Origin of the sequence: Parabacteroides sp. Y3-G-102 (assembly GCF_023656845.1) — a bacterium.
Classification (GTDB): domain Bacteria; phylum Bacteroidota; class Bacteroidia; order Bacteroidales; family Tannerellaceae; genus Parabacteroides; species Parabacteroides distasonis.
In genome coordinates, this window is the sequence record NZ_JAMOKU010000052.1 from 1 (window position 1) to 13,910 (window position 13,910).

15 protein-coding genes are annotated in these 13,910 nt (G+C 42.8%); 2 read left to right on the forward strand and 13 right to left on the reverse strand.

What is annotated here, in order from left to right:
• Nucleotides 1-373: 373 nt before the first annotated feature.
• Together NBH16_RS19645 and NBH16_RS19650 are read left to right on the forward strand one after the other, a co-directional pair.
• A complete protein-coding gene (locus NBH16_RS19645; protein WP_048927357.1) occupies nucleotides 374-595 on the forward strand; it encodes a DUF2188 domain-containing protein in 222 nt (73 codons plus the stop codon).
• Between the two features lie 3 nt (nucleotides 596-598).
• A complete protein-coding gene (locus NBH16_RS19650) occupies nucleotides 599-1,492 on the forward strand; it encodes a hypothetical protein (protein ID WP_048927358.1) in 894 nt (297 codons plus the stop codon).
• A 116-nt stretch (nucleotides 1,493-1,608) separates the two neighbouring features.
• On the opposite strand, the gene NBH16_RS19655 is transcribed toward NBH16_RS19650, so the two are convergent.
• The 13 genes from NBH16_RS19655 to NBH16_RS19715 all read right to left on the reverse strand — a co-directional run bounded on the left by NBH16_RS19655 (nucleotide 1,609) and on the right by NBH16_RS19715 (nucleotide 13,750).
• Complete coding sequence (locus tag NBH16_RS19655; RefSeq protein WP_048927359.1) at nucleotides 1,609-2,523, reverse strand: DUF5712 family protein; 915 nt, start codon at nucleotides 2,521-2,523, stop codon at nucleotides 1,609-1,611.
• 4 nt (nucleotides 2,524-2,527) lie between these two features.
• A complete protein-coding gene (locus NBH16_RS19660) occupies nucleotides 2,528-3,112 on the reverse strand; it encodes a BfmA/BtgA family mobilization protein (RefSeq protein ID WP_048927360.1) in 585 nt (194 codons plus the stop codon).
• A gap of 254 nt (nucleotides 3,113-3,366) precedes the next feature.
• The gene (locus NBH16_RS19665) at nucleotides 3,367-3,717 is read right to left on the reverse strand and encodes a helix-turn-helix domain-containing protein (RefSeq protein ID WP_048927361.1); all 351 of its coding nucleotides are present in this window, start codon (nucleotides 3,715-3,717) and stop codon (nucleotides 3,367-3,369) included.
• A gap of 129 nt (nucleotides 3,718-3,846) precedes the next feature.
• Nucleotides 3,847-4,230 (reverse strand): RteC domain-containing protein, encoded by a 384-nt coding sequence (locus NBH16_RS19670; protein WP_008778329.1) that lies wholly within the window; start codon nucleotides 4,228-4,230, stop codon nucleotides 3,847-3,849.
• Nucleotides 4,220-4,459, reverse strand: a complete 240-nt coding sequence (locus NBH16_RS19675; RefSeq protein ID WP_002560578.1) for a hypothetical protein — start codon at nucleotides 4,457-4,459, stop codon at nucleotides 4,220-4,222. The genes NBH16_RS19670 and NBH16_RS19675 overlap by 11 nt, the downstream gene beginning before the upstream one ends.
• Before the next feature lie 118 nt (nucleotides 4,460-4,577).
• A complete protein-coding gene (locus tag NBH16_RS19680) occupies nucleotides 4,578-6,377 on the reverse strand; it encodes an ABC transporter ATP-binding protein (protein WP_057327215.1) in 1,800 nt (599 codons plus the stop codon).
• Between the two features lie 4 nt (nucleotides 6,378-6,381).
• The gene (locus tag NBH16_RS19685; protein ID WP_310591974.1) at nucleotides 6,382-8,214 is read right to left on the reverse strand and encodes an ABC transporter ATP-binding protein; all 1,833 of its coding nucleotides are present in this window, start codon (nucleotides 8,212-8,214) and stop codon (nucleotides 6,382-6,384) included.
• On the reverse strand, nucleotides 8,156-8,719 hold the full coding sequence (locus NBH16_RS19690) for a methyltransferase family protein (RefSeq protein WP_048927363.1): 564 nt from the start codon (nucleotides 8,717-8,719) through the stop codon (nucleotides 8,156-8,158). Before NBH16_RS19690 ends, NBH16_RS19685 begins: the two co-directional genes overlap by 59 nt.
• Nucleotides 8,720-8,877: 158 nt before the next feature.
• Complete coding sequence (locus tag NBH16_RS19695) at nucleotides 8,878-10,119, reverse strand: DUF4374 domain-containing protein (protein ID WP_013611617.1); 1,242 nt, start codon at nucleotides 10,117-10,119, stop codon at nucleotides 8,878-8,880.
• A gap of 48 nt (nucleotides 10,120-10,167) precedes the next feature.
• Nucleotides 10,168-12,507, reverse strand: a complete 2,340-nt coding sequence (locus tag NBH16_RS19700; RefSeq protein ID WP_005868415.1) for a TonB-dependent receptor — start codon at nucleotides 12,505-12,507, stop codon at nucleotides 10,168-10,170.
• Between the two features lie 29 nt (nucleotides 12,508-12,536).
• Nucleotides 12,537-12,812 (reverse strand): hypothetical protein, encoded by a 276-nt coding sequence (locus NBH16_RS19705; RefSeq protein ID WP_005868413.1) that lies wholly within the window; start codon nucleotides 12,810-12,812, stop codon nucleotides 12,537-12,539.
• A 48-nt stretch (nucleotides 12,813-12,860) separates the two neighbouring features.
• Nucleotides 12,861-13,145 carry a DUF1858 domain-containing protein gene (locus NBH16_RS19710; RefSeq protein WP_008778327.1) on the reverse strand — a complete coding sequence of 95 codons (285 nt, stop codon included), beginning with the start codon at nucleotides 13,143-13,145 and terminating at the stop codon, nucleotides 12,861-12,863.
• On the reverse strand, nucleotides 13,097-13,750 hold the full coding sequence (locus NBH16_RS19715) for a class I SAM-dependent methyltransferase (protein WP_005868409.1): 654 nt from the start codon (nucleotides 13,748-13,750) through the stop codon (nucleotides 13,097-13,099). Before NBH16_RS19715 ends, NBH16_RS19710 begins: the two co-directional genes overlap by 49 nt.
• Between the last annotated feature and the right edge of the window lie 160 nt (nucleotides 13,751-13,910).

Below are 13,910 nucleotides of genomic sequence, written 5' to 3' on the forward strand. Positions count from 1 at the left end.
GTCTTTTAATGCTAAAATTAAGGCGTTTAGAGCTGCTTTAAGAGGAGTAACGGATATAAAATTCTTTCTTTTCAGACTTACAAAGCTGTATGCTTAATCCCCCAGGTTTATCGGGTGAGCCGATATGGTATAGTAAATAGCAATTAACGACTATAAAAAAGAAAAGAGAGCTACTTGGCGGCTGCTCTCTATTTCAGAATTTGCTTTTGTGGGTTGTAGTAACTTCCTTAGAAGGTAGTCACTTTTAAGAAATCCCGTTATTTCACGTGCAAAGCTAAAACAAAAATCGGCAATTCCAAAGTCCTTTTGATGTTTTTATGCTATAACAACCCTCGTTTACTTATTGTTTAGTAATAATTTTACTTTGATTTTTATGAAGAAAAATCAACATGTTGTGCCTTCTGGTGATCAGTGGGCTGTAAGAGGTGAGGGTAATAGTAGAAAGACAAGAATTACCCAAACTCAAAGAGAAGCAATAGAAATTGCCCGTACGATTGCACGGAAAGAGCAGTCGGAGTTAGTAATTCACGGAAAAGATGGTCGTATTAGACAAAAAGATAGTTATGGTAACGATCCTTTTCCTCCAAGAGGTTAGAATATGATAGATAAAGTACGTATTAGGAATATTGATAGTTATCTGATTGGGATTCATGATAATGACAACTTTTTTGTATCAAAAAAAGCAAGTGAAATAAATGCTGATAAATTAAATCTTCTTGGCTTTTCTATTCCACTCATTAGTGGAGAACAGATTTTACCTCGCGCTTTAGGTGCTGTTTCTCGGCTAAATGCTAATGGTAGTTTCATAAAAAGGAGAGACTTACCTATGGAAACTAAATATAGAGAAGTTTGTATAAAAGACTGGCATGGTGATTATCATTATGTAGATGTTCCTTATAAAAGGTATCAGAGAGAAGATATTCCAGCTCCCTCAATAGAATTGAAAATTGTAGATATTTCTGGTGACTTATATGTTACATCGCCTTTATTGCATAGGGATGATTTGAGTGTATCTAAAATTAAGCATGTTATTAATTTGTTTTTAGAGTTATTTGGCTCTTGTGAGATCCTTACTGAAAATTTGCTTCCAGCGATATCATCAATTCCAACTACAAGGGTTAATTGGCGTATTCTTCCAGAAGGAGACTACCCTTGGGATAGATTAGCTCAGTTAGCTGGAAACTTGTCCAGTAATAGAACCGGAAAAGCAAAAGTTCAAGAACATAATATTGATACGATTCTCCGTTTTAGACCTTCTGGGCTAGTTTATGGGGCTGGTGGTTTTAGAGGATATTTGGTATTTAAGTTTCCATCTAAAAATCTATTTATAATGGAGAATGTAATTTATGGGAACGCAACGTATGTTTTTGAAGATGATTGGGAACAATTTTCTCAGCTAACTAAAGCAGAGATAATTCAGAATAGTCTTGTTAAGAAACGAATCGAACATCGTTCTGGATGGGAAGCTGAAATAAGAAGGCTTTTATCTTAAATATTGAGTCCAAAGACTTTCTTGCAAAAAAAGTCTTTGGACTTATTTAATAATTGAGGTTCAAGGTTACTCCATCAGGTAGCAGTCCATATCGTGTCTTACTTCATCATATTCAATCATCGTCTTATCTCTTTTTTCTTTTTCTTCTTGTGTTTCTGTGCTTGTAATTCTTCTGCCAATGTAGTATTGTAATTGTTGCCATCTCCCAATGAGAAAATAGACAAAAGAGAATCATTACTATTTTGCAGATTATAAGGGTATTTGTTGTCCTGTTTACTAGCAAGATTGCAAAAAATCTTGTTATATTTTTCATCGGATTGAAATGTTTCTTTCTTTTTTTCGCCATAGATTTTTTGTTCCTGTAATTCAATTTGTTTAGGTATAGAACTATTCTTCATTGTATTGTGGTAGTTAAATGATTCCGATTGTTGGCGGTTGTAGTCGAATAGCTTATCAAAACCCTGTTCTGCCTGTTGGAATAGGTTTACCCGGTCAAATCCACCTTTGATTACTCCGTTCTTGGTATCCTTATGATTGGTTAGTGGGGATAACTTCTTTTTATTGGCTTGGTCTTTCCGGCTTACAATCAAATGGCAATGCATATTCTGTTTGTTTTTAGAACGACTACGATCAAAATGAATCTTACCATAGAATTTAATGTCCGAAGCAGATAGTTCTTTATTGAAGTTTTTGGCATATTCTGGAATAAATACCTCCCGGATATACCGCTTCATAGCTTGGGCTTGTTCTTGTTCGCTATTACCCATTGCAAGGAGTTCCTTTTCTGATGGACTGACATGAATAGCATAAAATTTAGCATCTGTTTTCAGAAGTTGCCCTATATTGGTATCTATATCCTTTATCACCTTTGACTTATAGATATTATCATCTGTTAGATTGAAAAAGCCTTCGGTGTAAATACCTTTTTCCATGCGTTCCAAATCTTCATGCTCTAAATAATTAGCCAACTGTCGGCTACTGCTAGCATTATTATATGTACCGTTAGATGGTGAGGCAAAATCAATGTGCATAGCTTTATGTGTTTATCAGATTGCTGATTTCAGCTTTCAGATTCTCTTTTCTTTTGCTATCCATCACACCACAAGCAGAAAGTTCCGAATAGAGTTGTATTAGGTGAAGTAGCTTTTTATAATTCCGTTGGTGTATCTGGTAAAGTGCGTTAATTTGCTTGGACTGGTTGTTAATCACGTCGGCATGATTGCAAAATTGTTCACTTAGCTTTTTAAGTACGGCTGTTTGTTTCTCTTGACTAGTTTCCAGTTGCGAGAGAATAAGAGCTTCTAAAGTTTTGCTGGTAGTATCGAAACGTAAAGCGATAGAATTTGTTGCTCGTATCATAGGATTTAGTTGTTCTTCCTCGTAGTGACGGATGAAACGGATAATATCATCCTGTCTTTTATTTATTTTCGCCAGTTCTGATTTTACAGATTCAGGTGCTTCGGATGGGTTGATATGTGCCTTATCTATATACCCGAACGCCAACTTTACAACTTCACTCTTTTTCAGTGAATAGCGTTTGCATAGCTTTTCTACCAAAGCTGCCGTTTCCTTGTCTATGGAAATGGTAGTGAATATTGTTTTTCGATTGCTGTTTGGCATGGTAATTACTTTTTTATAGAAATATGAATAGATAAATACCTGATAATAAGCATTACAAAGAAAATGCTTATTATAGGTGTCATTACAGCGTGTTCTTGTAACACGCTAAAGCCGAAGGCTTTGCCCCGCAGGGCAAGAGGGAAGAACAGGACTTGTCCAGTTCCCTCTTGCTCGATTTAGCGAAACGGGCTAAACCAATAGGTGAGGCAGTTTCTGCTAAATGGGGAGCGATAGTTCTTCATCAGGCGGTAATATTACCCACCTTGGTTTGCCTCAGTTTGCTTATCGAGTTGGTTTTCCTTTTTGAACCGTTCGTATGTCTTACAGTCGGCATTTTCTTGAATAAATACCCGAATATCAGCAGCACGATAATAGGTTTTATGACTTATCATAAAGTAAGGAAGTTTACCACTTGCCCGATAGCGTTGCAGGGTTCGGAAAGATACTTTCAGCAGGAAAGCTAGATCCTGATTATCCAATATCTTGTCGTTAGGATCTAATATTTTGTCGGTATTGATAAGGGATTTTAGGTCTTGTCCGATTTCGGATAGTTTTTTTGATAGCCGTTCCATCCACTTGTCGAAGTTTTCGTTGTCTATATACATTTTGCTTCATTTTTAAGTTTAACATTATTGGTTTCAATCGATTGATGAAGCAAAGTTCGGCAAATGGATGAAAATAAGTTAGGGGTGTACCACTGGTACACCCCTATAAATAGTTGTTAAATAGTTGATTTATAGATAGCCTTTCTTTTTGCTTTCTTCATTAATGGCTTTACGAAGCGTATCTAAAAATTCGGTTATTTTTGATGGTTTACGACTAACGACACTTTCATGCTTCTTATGCACATCGCCCAATTTAATATTGAAAAGGTATTCAAAGGCTCTTCCGATTTCTGTAAGTGGTGCTTCTGTACCACTGCGCGTTACCACTCTTTTAGATAGGAACAATCCACTAACTATCTCCATAATCTCAATAAGATAGGTTTCGTCTGTAAGGTAGAGCGGCGAGAGTGGAAGTTTATTCTTCCGGTTTTGGAATTGAACCGGATATTTAATTTGCATATTGAGTATGCGGATTTCCGTATTTACAAGTCCTATCGCTTCATCAATAAGCAATGACAAGGCGTTTTTCCCCCTGCTCAAATTGTACTCGATACGACTTGAGCCTGTTTAGTCCAAAAGAGAAGTAACGTAATAATACAGCGTAGTCCTGTTCCTTTATAGCAATACTTACTAAGTGATTGGCAAGTTCTTGCAATGCGGCCGTAAAATCATTTACGGCAAACTCTTTCTGTGAGTGTTCCGATAATAGTCGGAAAAATCTCAAATCTGATAAGTCTTTCATAATTAATACATTTACATATTGATAAATTGCGTTGCTTTGCTGAGGATTGCGTTGATACAATTCTCCCGTAGCCAGCGGTTAGAATGAGTTTTTTCATACCGGTTATATTTTGTTGTATTTATAATTTACGGTTATTTTTTCCACCAATCGTCCACCTCTTTGCTCGGTTGTAGGTTTCCCACATACGAGCGTATTCTCCTTTAAGAGCAAGTAGCTGCTCATGTGTTCCCTGCTCGGCTATCACACCCTTATCTACATACAGAATTCGGTCGGCATTGGTGATTGTAGACAATCGGTGAGCGATGACCAATACCGTCTTTCCTTTGATGAGATGAGAGAATGCTGCCAGAATCTTACCTTCGTTTTCGGGGTCGGCAAAGGCGGTGGCTTCGTCCAGCAAGATAATAGGGGAGTCTTTTAATATGGCGCGAGCCAAGGCTATGCGTTGTGCTTCACCACCAGAGAGGTAGATGCCTCCTTCGCCTACCAATGTCTGATAACCATTGGGCAAGGATTCTATAAACTCATGGCATTGAGCGGCACAGGCAGCCCGTGCCACTTCCTCAAAGGTTGCAGTCTTGTTACCCATACGGATATTCTCCTCGATGGTATCGAAGAAGAGCATATTATCCTGAAAGACAAAAGCGACGTTGTCCATCAATACCGAAGTGGGAATCTCTTTGACTGGCACTCCTCCTATTAAGATTTCTCCGCTTTGAACGTCCCAAAAGCGGGCGGCAAGCATAGCAACGGTACTTTTACCGGCTCCCGAAGGACCGACTAATGCAGTTATCGTACCGGGATGGGAGATGAAAGATATCGCTTTGAGTATCGGCGTGGTGTCGTAGGCAAAAGAGACGTTGCGAAATTCCACTGAAGCGTCTTTGGGGTGTCGGGGAATGTCAGGCTCTTCGATTTCGTCCATATAGAGAATGTCATCAATCTTCTGTACACCCATGTTGTTCTGATTCAGAAAGCTGCCTATCCACAAGAGTTTAAGCACGGGAAAGAAAACAGCCACGCCGAAAAACAGGAACATGAGTAGCACCGGCACGAAAGTGGCATACGAGGCACTCCCCACAAGCAGCCACACTGCCACGGGAATGATGAAGAGCAGTGCCGAAGAGAGTATGGTAAGGAAACCTACATATGTGGGTTGGTATTGTACGTTTACCTCGTTGGCAAATTTGCGGTACTCCTTGATGTCGTCATTGAGTTTGCGATAGGCATTAGTCGATTCGGTGAAGGTCTTCACCACCTGAATACCGCGAATATATTCCACAATACTAGCATTCATTCTGCCTAAGGTCTCCACATACCGTTTGGAAACCTCCCGGATTTTTTTGCCGGTGTACATTCTTCCCATCACATAGAATGCCATCGCCAGCACAGCCAATACTACGATAGCCAACCGCCAGTCTACGGCAAACATATAGCTGACGAGAATCAGCGGAAAAAGTAGGGCAGTTACGATGTCAGGGATATGGTGGGCAATAAACAGTTCGATGCGCTCCACGTCGTCGCTCATTATTTTCTTCAGTTCTCCCGAAGCCCGGCGGGAAAAGAACCCCAAGGGCAAACGAACCATTTTTTGTACTAGCTGCATTCGTATTTCATACAGAATGTTGAAAGCGGCAATGTGCGAGAGCATGAGGGAAGCAAACGTGAGCACTCCGAAAGCGAAGAAAGCTCCCAAGGCGATATAGCTCCACAGCCAGATGTATGCCTTGTCAATCAATGAGGGATCAAGCGCATGCTCTGCCAACTCGATGAGAATATTGTACACCGCTATGATCGGCACAAACTGCACGATGGCGGTGATAACTGCCAACAACATCGCCCCGATGAGCAGCCGACGTTTAGTGCCGGCTATTTCTATCAACCGTGCCAGCCCGGTCTTGCGTTTATTTGTATCCATAGCCTTACTGTTTATTCGATTGTTTGAACTTCCATCCTTTTACCCGTTGTTGTTCCTCCCAAAGATTGCGATACAGTCCTTCCTCTGCCAAAAGAGCTTGATGCTTGCCTTGCTGCACCACCCGTCCTTGGTCTATCACTACAATATTATTGGCACCTATCACCGTGCCCAAGCGATGAGCGATGATGACTACAGTCTTTTCTTTCACCAAGTCGTTGATAGCATCTTGGATGTGAACCTCGTTTTCGGGATCGAGCGAAGCGGTTGCCTCGTCAAGCAACACGATGGGCGCATCTTTCAAAATGGCACGGGCAATAGAGATACGCTGTTTCTCTCCACCGGATAGTGTGCTACCTCCTTCACCCACCATCGTTTCGTAGCCATCAGGCATAGCGGTGATGAAGTTGTGGCATTGCGCCTTGCGTGCGGCAACTTCTATCTCTTCGCGGGTAGCTGTCTCACGTCCCACGCGGATGTTGTTATAAATGGTATCGTTGAAGAGATACACATCCTGAAAGACGATGGAAACTTGTTGCATCAGTGTATGCACGGTGTAGTCTTTGATGTTTCGTCCGCCAAATAGGATTTCCCCCTCGCTTACATCCCAGAAACGGGCAATGAGTCGTGTCAATGTCGTTTTGCCCGAACCCGATGGTCCCACAAAAGCGGTCAGTTCCTTTTCGGGAATGGTAAGCGATACATCCCGAAGTACGGGAATATCGGCATTATAGCTGAAGCTGACGTGACGGAACTCTATCTCTGAGTTGACAACATCTTCTATTATACCCTCCGGAAGTACGGGCGTTTTGCAAAGAGCATCAATGCGTTCGGCTCCCAGCTTCATGTAGTTGATGAGGGCGATAAAGGTCAAGGCGTTGATGAGTGGGGCATAGATAGCCGATCCTGCCAGCAGGAACATGATGTAAACGGGCATGGAGACTTTGGCATTTAACAACATCGAGAAGCCAAGTAGCATAATAAGAACCAGGCCGCCATTGAGCAGAGTGGAAGCCAGCGTGATGCTGGGTGCGGGAGCCGCTTCCAAACGGATGCTCTCCCGCTTTAGATCACGGAAAGCTCGTTCCAAGCGTTCAAACTTATTGCCGCTCAGGTTGAAAGCCTTAATCAGGCGGATACCTTGTATATACTCGATCATGCGCGAAGCGGCATTGGTCTTTATTTTTTGATGCCTCTTGCCCAAGGTTGCCACAAAGTGATTGGTGAGCCACATCATGGGGTATGCCAATGGAATGACAGCTGCTGCCGCCAAAGCTAATTGCCAGTTGAAGAATGAGAGCGAAACCAAAGCGACGATGGGCATCGCCAGCCCGCCAAAGAACTGACCGATAAGGTGAGTAGTGAGCATCTCCACGTTGTTATAGTCGCTGACAATGTATGCCCCGATGTCGCCGGGATCACGACTATTGAAGAAACTCATCGGCAGTTGGCGCAGGTGATTGACCACTTCCAAACGACCATCGCAACAAATGTCGTAGCCGTCTTTATAGGCTACAAGGTATGCCTTTTTGCTAATGAGCCAAAGGCAAACGAGAGAAATTAGGAGCATTAGGCACGCCCAACCTATGTTCACGAGGTTGAGCGGTGTGCCGGGATTTTGCAGAGGTTTGAATACCTCCCACACCACGAGCAGCATTGCCCCATACGGTGCGCCACGAAAAAAGTACTCCGCAACCGTCCAGCCTATCAGCGGACGCAAGCGACGGGGCTGCCCCATCGTGGCGGAATTGAGTATTTGAGAGAGATTGTTCATAAGGTTGCTATTTGAGTAAGAAGTATCTGGGAGTTCTCGCTTTGTACCGCGCATAGTCTTCCCCATAAGTGGTCATGCAGTATCGCTCTTCACCCAAGATAACGCCATGCGTGACGAGGATCAAAGGAATTGTGGCAAGCAGCAACCACAACGATGCCGAGGCAATGCAAACCGCCAATGCTCCCACTTCATAGAAGAAGTACATCGGATTGCGCGACAGGCGGTAAACGCCTCGTACGACAGTTTCTCCTTTAGGCGTAGAGGCATAAGCATGAAAGGCTGCCATAAATCCGACAAGTGCAAAGGCAAACAAGACGCACCCCACCGTGAATAGCAGTGTACCTATGCGGAGAGGGACAAAGAGCGACACCAAAAGCAATGTTCCCTGAAACACAAAGCTTAAAGTGGCGTACCGCTTGTCCTTAGAGGTATACCAAGATGTATCTACGGCACGTTTGCCACCTTCTCGGTAAAGAATCATATACAAAAGTTGTATCAGCACCAATGCAAACGAAGGTATCCATGCATTGAGCCAACCGAAGTGAAATTGAATGAAATCGTTTATTGGCATACGAAATTTTATTTATTGTGTGTGATATTGAAACCCTTGAATAGCCATTTCTGAATAGAGAAACAAGATTAATAAATGTTTGGGCTAAAAAATGAGAGCAAAGGAAAGGCCGATAATTCAACTCTCACCTTTGCCTCTTCTGAGTGATTGATTATTACTTAGTTTTCAAACCAATGGAAATATGCAGGAGCTCCATCTACCTTTACTACGGCATCCGAGCTTGTTTCGCCGGTTGCAGGATTATGCGTATAAAAGCCCACATCATTTCTGCCATTAATAGCAAACACGATAAGATTCTTGTATTTCTCCACTGCTCCTCCAAAGCTTGACGTCATCGGTATCGGAAGTTTTTTTACCGTTTTATTGTAAATATCCATCTCTACACTGATGAGCGATTTATCCGTGAACCAGTTGGGAGATGTTGGGTTTGCCCAATAAGAAGGAATATCCATCGTGGCATACATTTTTCCGTTGCCGGCGTATTGTGATTGAAGCAGCCAAACGGTTTTGCCCGATTCGCCTTCGATTGTTTGATCGTTCAACACCCAATTATAGGTAGGGTCAAATTCGGTTTCGCCTTTCTTGATGCGCAAGATACCGGTCTTGTACTTAGGATTCATGCCGTATGCGCCCGTGCACATCAGATACATATCGCCTTTTTCATCGATAAAGGTTTGTTGCCCATAGGTATAAGCCCCGATACCGATACCACTCGCCTTTTCATAGATGACACGCTCCACCTTGTCCGTTTGAGTGTTGATTACCGCGAGTTCTATCTGAGGTTCGGTAGCCGGTTGGAATGTCATGTCTGTCTGATTCAGTGTTACATACAAACGTCCATTATGCACAAACGGAGATCCAAACATCGGTACGGCCAATCCCGGTGCAGCGTAAGAGGACAGATCAATCTCACCAGTTAGTTCCATCGTTTGAGGGTTGAATATAAATAACTTGCCGATAAGTGATATCAGATAGGCTTTTGTTGCATTAACAAAAGAGATGTGTCTTGGAACAGAATTAAGGGGAATAGGCATGGTTGCCGTTTTGGTGAGTTTAGTTCCCGAACGCCCCCATTTTGTTACTACATTTTCATCACCTTGTGCTCCGAACGCAGGAAAAGTGTACACATCATTACCGTTGCACACTGGCATCATTCCGTAACCGACTTGCACGGCATTTTTGTTTGTCAGTTTCTTGGGAGACACTCCATCTGCTAACTGCATCCAACCTGACCCGGTCTGTCCACCGGGATTCATAAGCATGGTGTAAACAAGTATATCGCCAACTTTTACTTCCGGATCGGTCGTGATTGGTTTCGTTTCCGGGTCTTTGCTACAAGCTGAAAACAGCATAGTGATACTCATTAGGAGGAGTAATACTCCGTTGATTCTCTTTTTCATTTTACTTTTTATTTTATTGTTGAATAATATATTGAATTGTGATTAGCTTTATTTCAGCACGTACCTGATACGTGCGGTAAAGGCTCTGCCGGGAAGCGGGTAATTAAACTCGCTGAACAGGCGGGCATTCGTAAGGTTGGATGCTTTTGCCGAGAAGGTAAGCCCACCGTTCATGATGGAGTATTCTAATCCCAAGTCGAGCTTGAAAGAGCGCGGAATGCGTTTCTCTTGATATTGACTTACTTCGAAATCGAAGAAATACTCTTCTACGAATGAAGCATCGGTAAATAGTCTTACATTCTGACCTTTCCCTCCGAAGAGATTCTCTTTGTGAAACTCTACCCCCGCATTTGCTAAGAAATAGGGAATATTAGGCATACGCAATCCCTTCGACGGATTGAGAACGTTACTCGTTGGTTCGTACTTACGTGTATCGCGAAGGTCTTGAAACGTGGCATTTACATATCCGTAAAGCCAGCGTGTAACATCTGCTTTGACTTCTGCCTCTACACCGAAGGTACGCATCTCACCGAAATTAGTGTATCTGCCCTGTACGAAGTTGCGCGTATAGCGTATCATATCTTGCAGGTAAGAGAAGAATCCGTTTACCTCCACCTGCAACAATCCGGAACCAATCTTTTTATCGTACATCAATCCGATGTTAGCGTTAGTTCCTCTTTCGGGTTTCAAGTCGCCCGAAGGAGCAATAAGGAAGCCGTCGCCAATGAGTTCGGCATCTGTCGGTAGTCGTACATCATAGCTTACGGAGGCTTTCCCCAACAACTCTTTGGTGAAGCGGTAGCGCAAGGCTTCACTTACACCCCAATCGTGCTGCTGCATATCCACTTCTTTGGGTACGGAATTCCAAACATCTCCTATTTTCGTATTCATGGAATAGTAATAATACTTACCCGTCAGCGAGTTGAGGAATTTGTCATTGGGGGATTTATAGTCGTAACCCAAGCCTAATACCCAGCTCGTCATGTGTGAGTCGAAGTTTATCTGTCGCCCCACCGCTTTATCCAACAACGGATCGGAGGGCTTCCCCAATGCCCATTTGAATAATGAGTTGAGGTTGATGGAGTGCCGGTCATTGATGATGTAATTGAGATTGGTCTTATTTCCCACGGTATGCTTACGCATTTTCATGTCAGAGGGTAAAACTCCTATTTCTCCTCCGTAAGCCGAAACAGGCGGATAAGGATTCATATCCCAGTCGTAGCGAAGCCTAGCTGTATCCACAAAGTTGTATTGAGAATAGGCATAGCCCGTGCCGCTACTGAAGTCAAGTCCATTGAGTAGGAAATTGTCTTTCTGTAAATCAATGGCGAAGTTGTAAGCTCCGGCACTACTTTCGGCAGAGCGTATGTTCTCTACCACGCCTTGTATCTGCTTGCTGTTTCGGATAAATTCAAGTTCAAACTCCATCTGATCGAACCACCATTTACGGGCTTTCATCGATATCCCTCCCCCCGATTGATTGAATTTGTCATGGTCGCGTTTTATGAACTTACCTTTGTTCTGAGGCAATTCCATACGATAGTCATTATCAGAATGGGTGTATAACAACGCTGCCCCCAACTCTATTCCTTGTTTGACCAGATTCCGCTTGAAGACGCTACTTGCTTTATGTGTATTGAAGCTACCGAACGAATACGAAGCATCCAAGTAACGAGGTGGATACTCTTTAATCACGATATTTACAGCACCCCCCACGGCAGATCCACCGAACTTGGCTGGAACCACACCTTTATATATTTCAATGCGGTCAATCATGTCGATGGGTATATCGTTGATGTCGATGAAATCGGAATTATCGTTCATCGGTACTTCGTCTATAAAGAATCCAATACGCTTGCCTTCCAAGCCGCGAACAGAGATACGCGAGGCACTGCCTACTGCTCCCTGCGAACGAATGGTTACGCCTACGGTCTTAGTCAGAATATCTTCTACGCTATTTACTGTACCTTGTAACTGGCTCATACTGTAAACCGTTACCGGCATGGCTTGCTCCCGAATCTTGCGGGCTTCACTTTTGCCCATCACCACCACTTCGTCCAGCGATTTGACTTCGGCTTTCAGGCGGATAATAGTTTTCTTTACATTCTCTTTACTTACGGTTACTTTTTGGACTGCTGTTTGATAGCCCATAAACTTCACGGTGAATGTATAAGTACCGAAAGGAATGTCTGAAAAAGAGAACTCGCCATATTTGTTGGTTACATCGCCCTTTTTCAGTTCCTCAATAAAGAGGGTTGCTCCGGGCAGTGGATCTTCGTCAGTGTTGTCGATGACCACGCCCGCAATCCGCCCCCCACCTGTTTGGGCGGATACACTGATGCTCATGAGCATCAGTATCAATAGAGAAAATAGTACTTTCTGTTTCATTGTTTATTTATATGATTGTTGGTTTCTCCTTAAATGCTGGGATCGGGAGCTTCCGGCGTGGAAACGACTATAGGTGTTGTACCTGAGGAGTTTCCTTCGGTTACTTTTTGTGTAAGTACCTCAACATCCTTAAACTCTATTCTGGCGATCGCCTCTTTGGGGTTGAGTGTCGTTTTGTCAGCAATGAGTTTGGGCACTTCACGTTCTTTCAACATACCCGTAGAACGTAGCACGGGATACCATTTGGCAGCTTCCTTCGGCTTGGAAAGATTTTTGCGGGCTGCTTTGTTATAAAGTATAAGCATAAATCGATATTGTTTTGTGCCCTTTCGGGCAGTTATTAGTAGTAATTTTCAATATTTGAACTGTATATCTTCTCGTTCCATTTCTCCTTTGAGGTATGTGAGAAGAGTCTCCATATCGTCTCCTACTGTAAAGGCAATGCTCTCAATAGTAGTGCAATGCCCCAACGTACAAGTTGATACAGGATTGATTAAAGAAACATAACGACTGTCTCGTTTCACCAGTCGATGAATCAACTGCGGATAGGTAGTCAGAACCCGATGTATCGGGGTATATTTATTGATGCTCATCTGTCTATTGGTTTCATCATCGGTTGTTTTGTCGCTTGCACGCATATTCGTTGCGATTGGCTCTCCGGCGAGATGTCGTAGGTCACATTTATAAATCCCGCTTGTTCCAGCATTCTTTGTATTTCTATGGGTGAGTAAATGCGCAGGTCGATATTCCTCACCCACTTTTCATTGCCTTCCTCGCTGCATGCCTCGTTGCAGATGTAGAACCTTCCTTCGGGTTTCAATACACGCAATACTTCCTTGAAGTTTTCCACTATATCATTCCAAAAGTAGATAGTTTCGAAAGCGGTTACAATATCGAAGCGGTTATCGTCAAAAGGAATGTTTGAAACATTCGCCTCTACTATAGATGCTCGTCCCTGACTGATAGCCGCCTTGTTCTTGCGACTCGCAATGTCCACGCACGTGGGTGAATAATCCATGCCGCAAACTAATCCATGAGTTCGTTTGATGAAATTAGCTACGTTTTGCCCACCGCCACAACCGATATCGAGCACCGTTTCGCCACCGGAAAGTTTTACGAAGTTGTCAATGCACCAAAGAGAAATCCGGTTATGCCCTTGGTTCATCATTTTCACAATGCACCTGCCCATAAAGCTATTCTTGGGTTTGCGGAAGTTTTGAAAGATGTTTTTTATTATGCTCATAATTATTCTTTGTTTTTAAGTCTTTTCTTACTAATATTTGCTGTGCGCGATACCTAAAAAATATACGCCCGTGAGTATGCTCTTTGTGAGCATCGTGCTCATGACAGTGGTAAGTGTGAGATGTATGCATATCTTTTTCTGTTTTTTATTTATTGTTTCT

Excerpts from the sequence above, each read along its gene's own strand:
- NBH16_RS19645 (WP_048927357.1), top strand. The coding sequence starts at position 374 with ATGAAGAAAAATCAACATGTTGTGCCTTCTGGTGATCAGTGGGCTGTA.
- NBH16_RS19650 (WP_048927358.1), top strand. The coding sequence starts at position 599 with ATGATAGATAAAGTACGTATTAGGAATATTGATAGTTATCTGATTGGG.
- NBH16_RS19655 (WP_048927359.1), bottom strand. The coding sequence starts at position 2,523 with ATGCACATTGATTTTGCCTCACCATCTAACGGTACATATAATAATGCT.
- NBH16_RS19660 (WP_048927360.1), bottom strand. The coding sequence starts at position 3,112 with ATGCCAAACAGCAATCGAAAAACAATATTCACTACCATTTCCATAGAC.
- NBH16_RS19665 (WP_048927361.1), bottom strand. The coding sequence starts at position 3,717 with ATGTATATAGACAACGAAAACTTCGACAAGTGGATGGAACGGCTATCA.
- NBH16_RS19675 (WP_002560578.1), bottom strand. The coding sequence starts at position 4,459 with ATGAAAGACTTATCAGATTTGAGATTTTTCCGACTATTATCGGAACAC.
- NBH16_RS19680 (WP_057327215.1), bottom strand. The coding sequence starts at position 6,377 with ATGGATACAAATAAACGCAAGACCGGGCTGGCACGGTTGATAGAAATA.
- NBH16_RS19685 (WP_310591974.1), bottom strand. The coding sequence starts at position 8,214 with ATGGGGAAGACTATGCGCGGTACAAAGCGAGAACTCCCAGATACTTCT.
- NBH16_RS19690 (WP_048927363.1), bottom strand. The coding sequence starts at position 8,719 with ATGCCAATAAACGATTTCATTCAATTTCACTTCGGTTGGCTCAATGCA.
- NBH16_RS19695 (WP_013611617.1), bottom strand. The coding sequence starts at position 10,119 with ATGAAAAAGAGAATCAACGGAGTATTACTCCTCCTAATGAGTATCACT.
- NBH16_RS19700 (WP_005868415.1), bottom strand. The coding sequence starts at position 12,507 with ATGAAACAGAAAGTACTATTTTCTCTATTGATACTGATGCTCATGAGC.
- NBH16_RS19705 (WP_005868413.1), bottom strand. The coding sequence starts at position 12,812 with ATGCTTATACTTTATAACAAAGCAGCCCGCAAAAATCTTTCCAAGCCG.
- NBH16_RS19710 (WP_008778327.1), bottom strand. The coding sequence starts at position 13,145 with ATGCGTGCAAGCGACAAAACAACCGATGATGAAACCAATAGACAGATG.
- NBH16_RS19715 (WP_005868409.1), bottom strand. The coding sequence starts at position 13,750 with ATGAGCATAATAAAAAACATCTTTCAAAACTTCCGCAAACCCAAGAAT.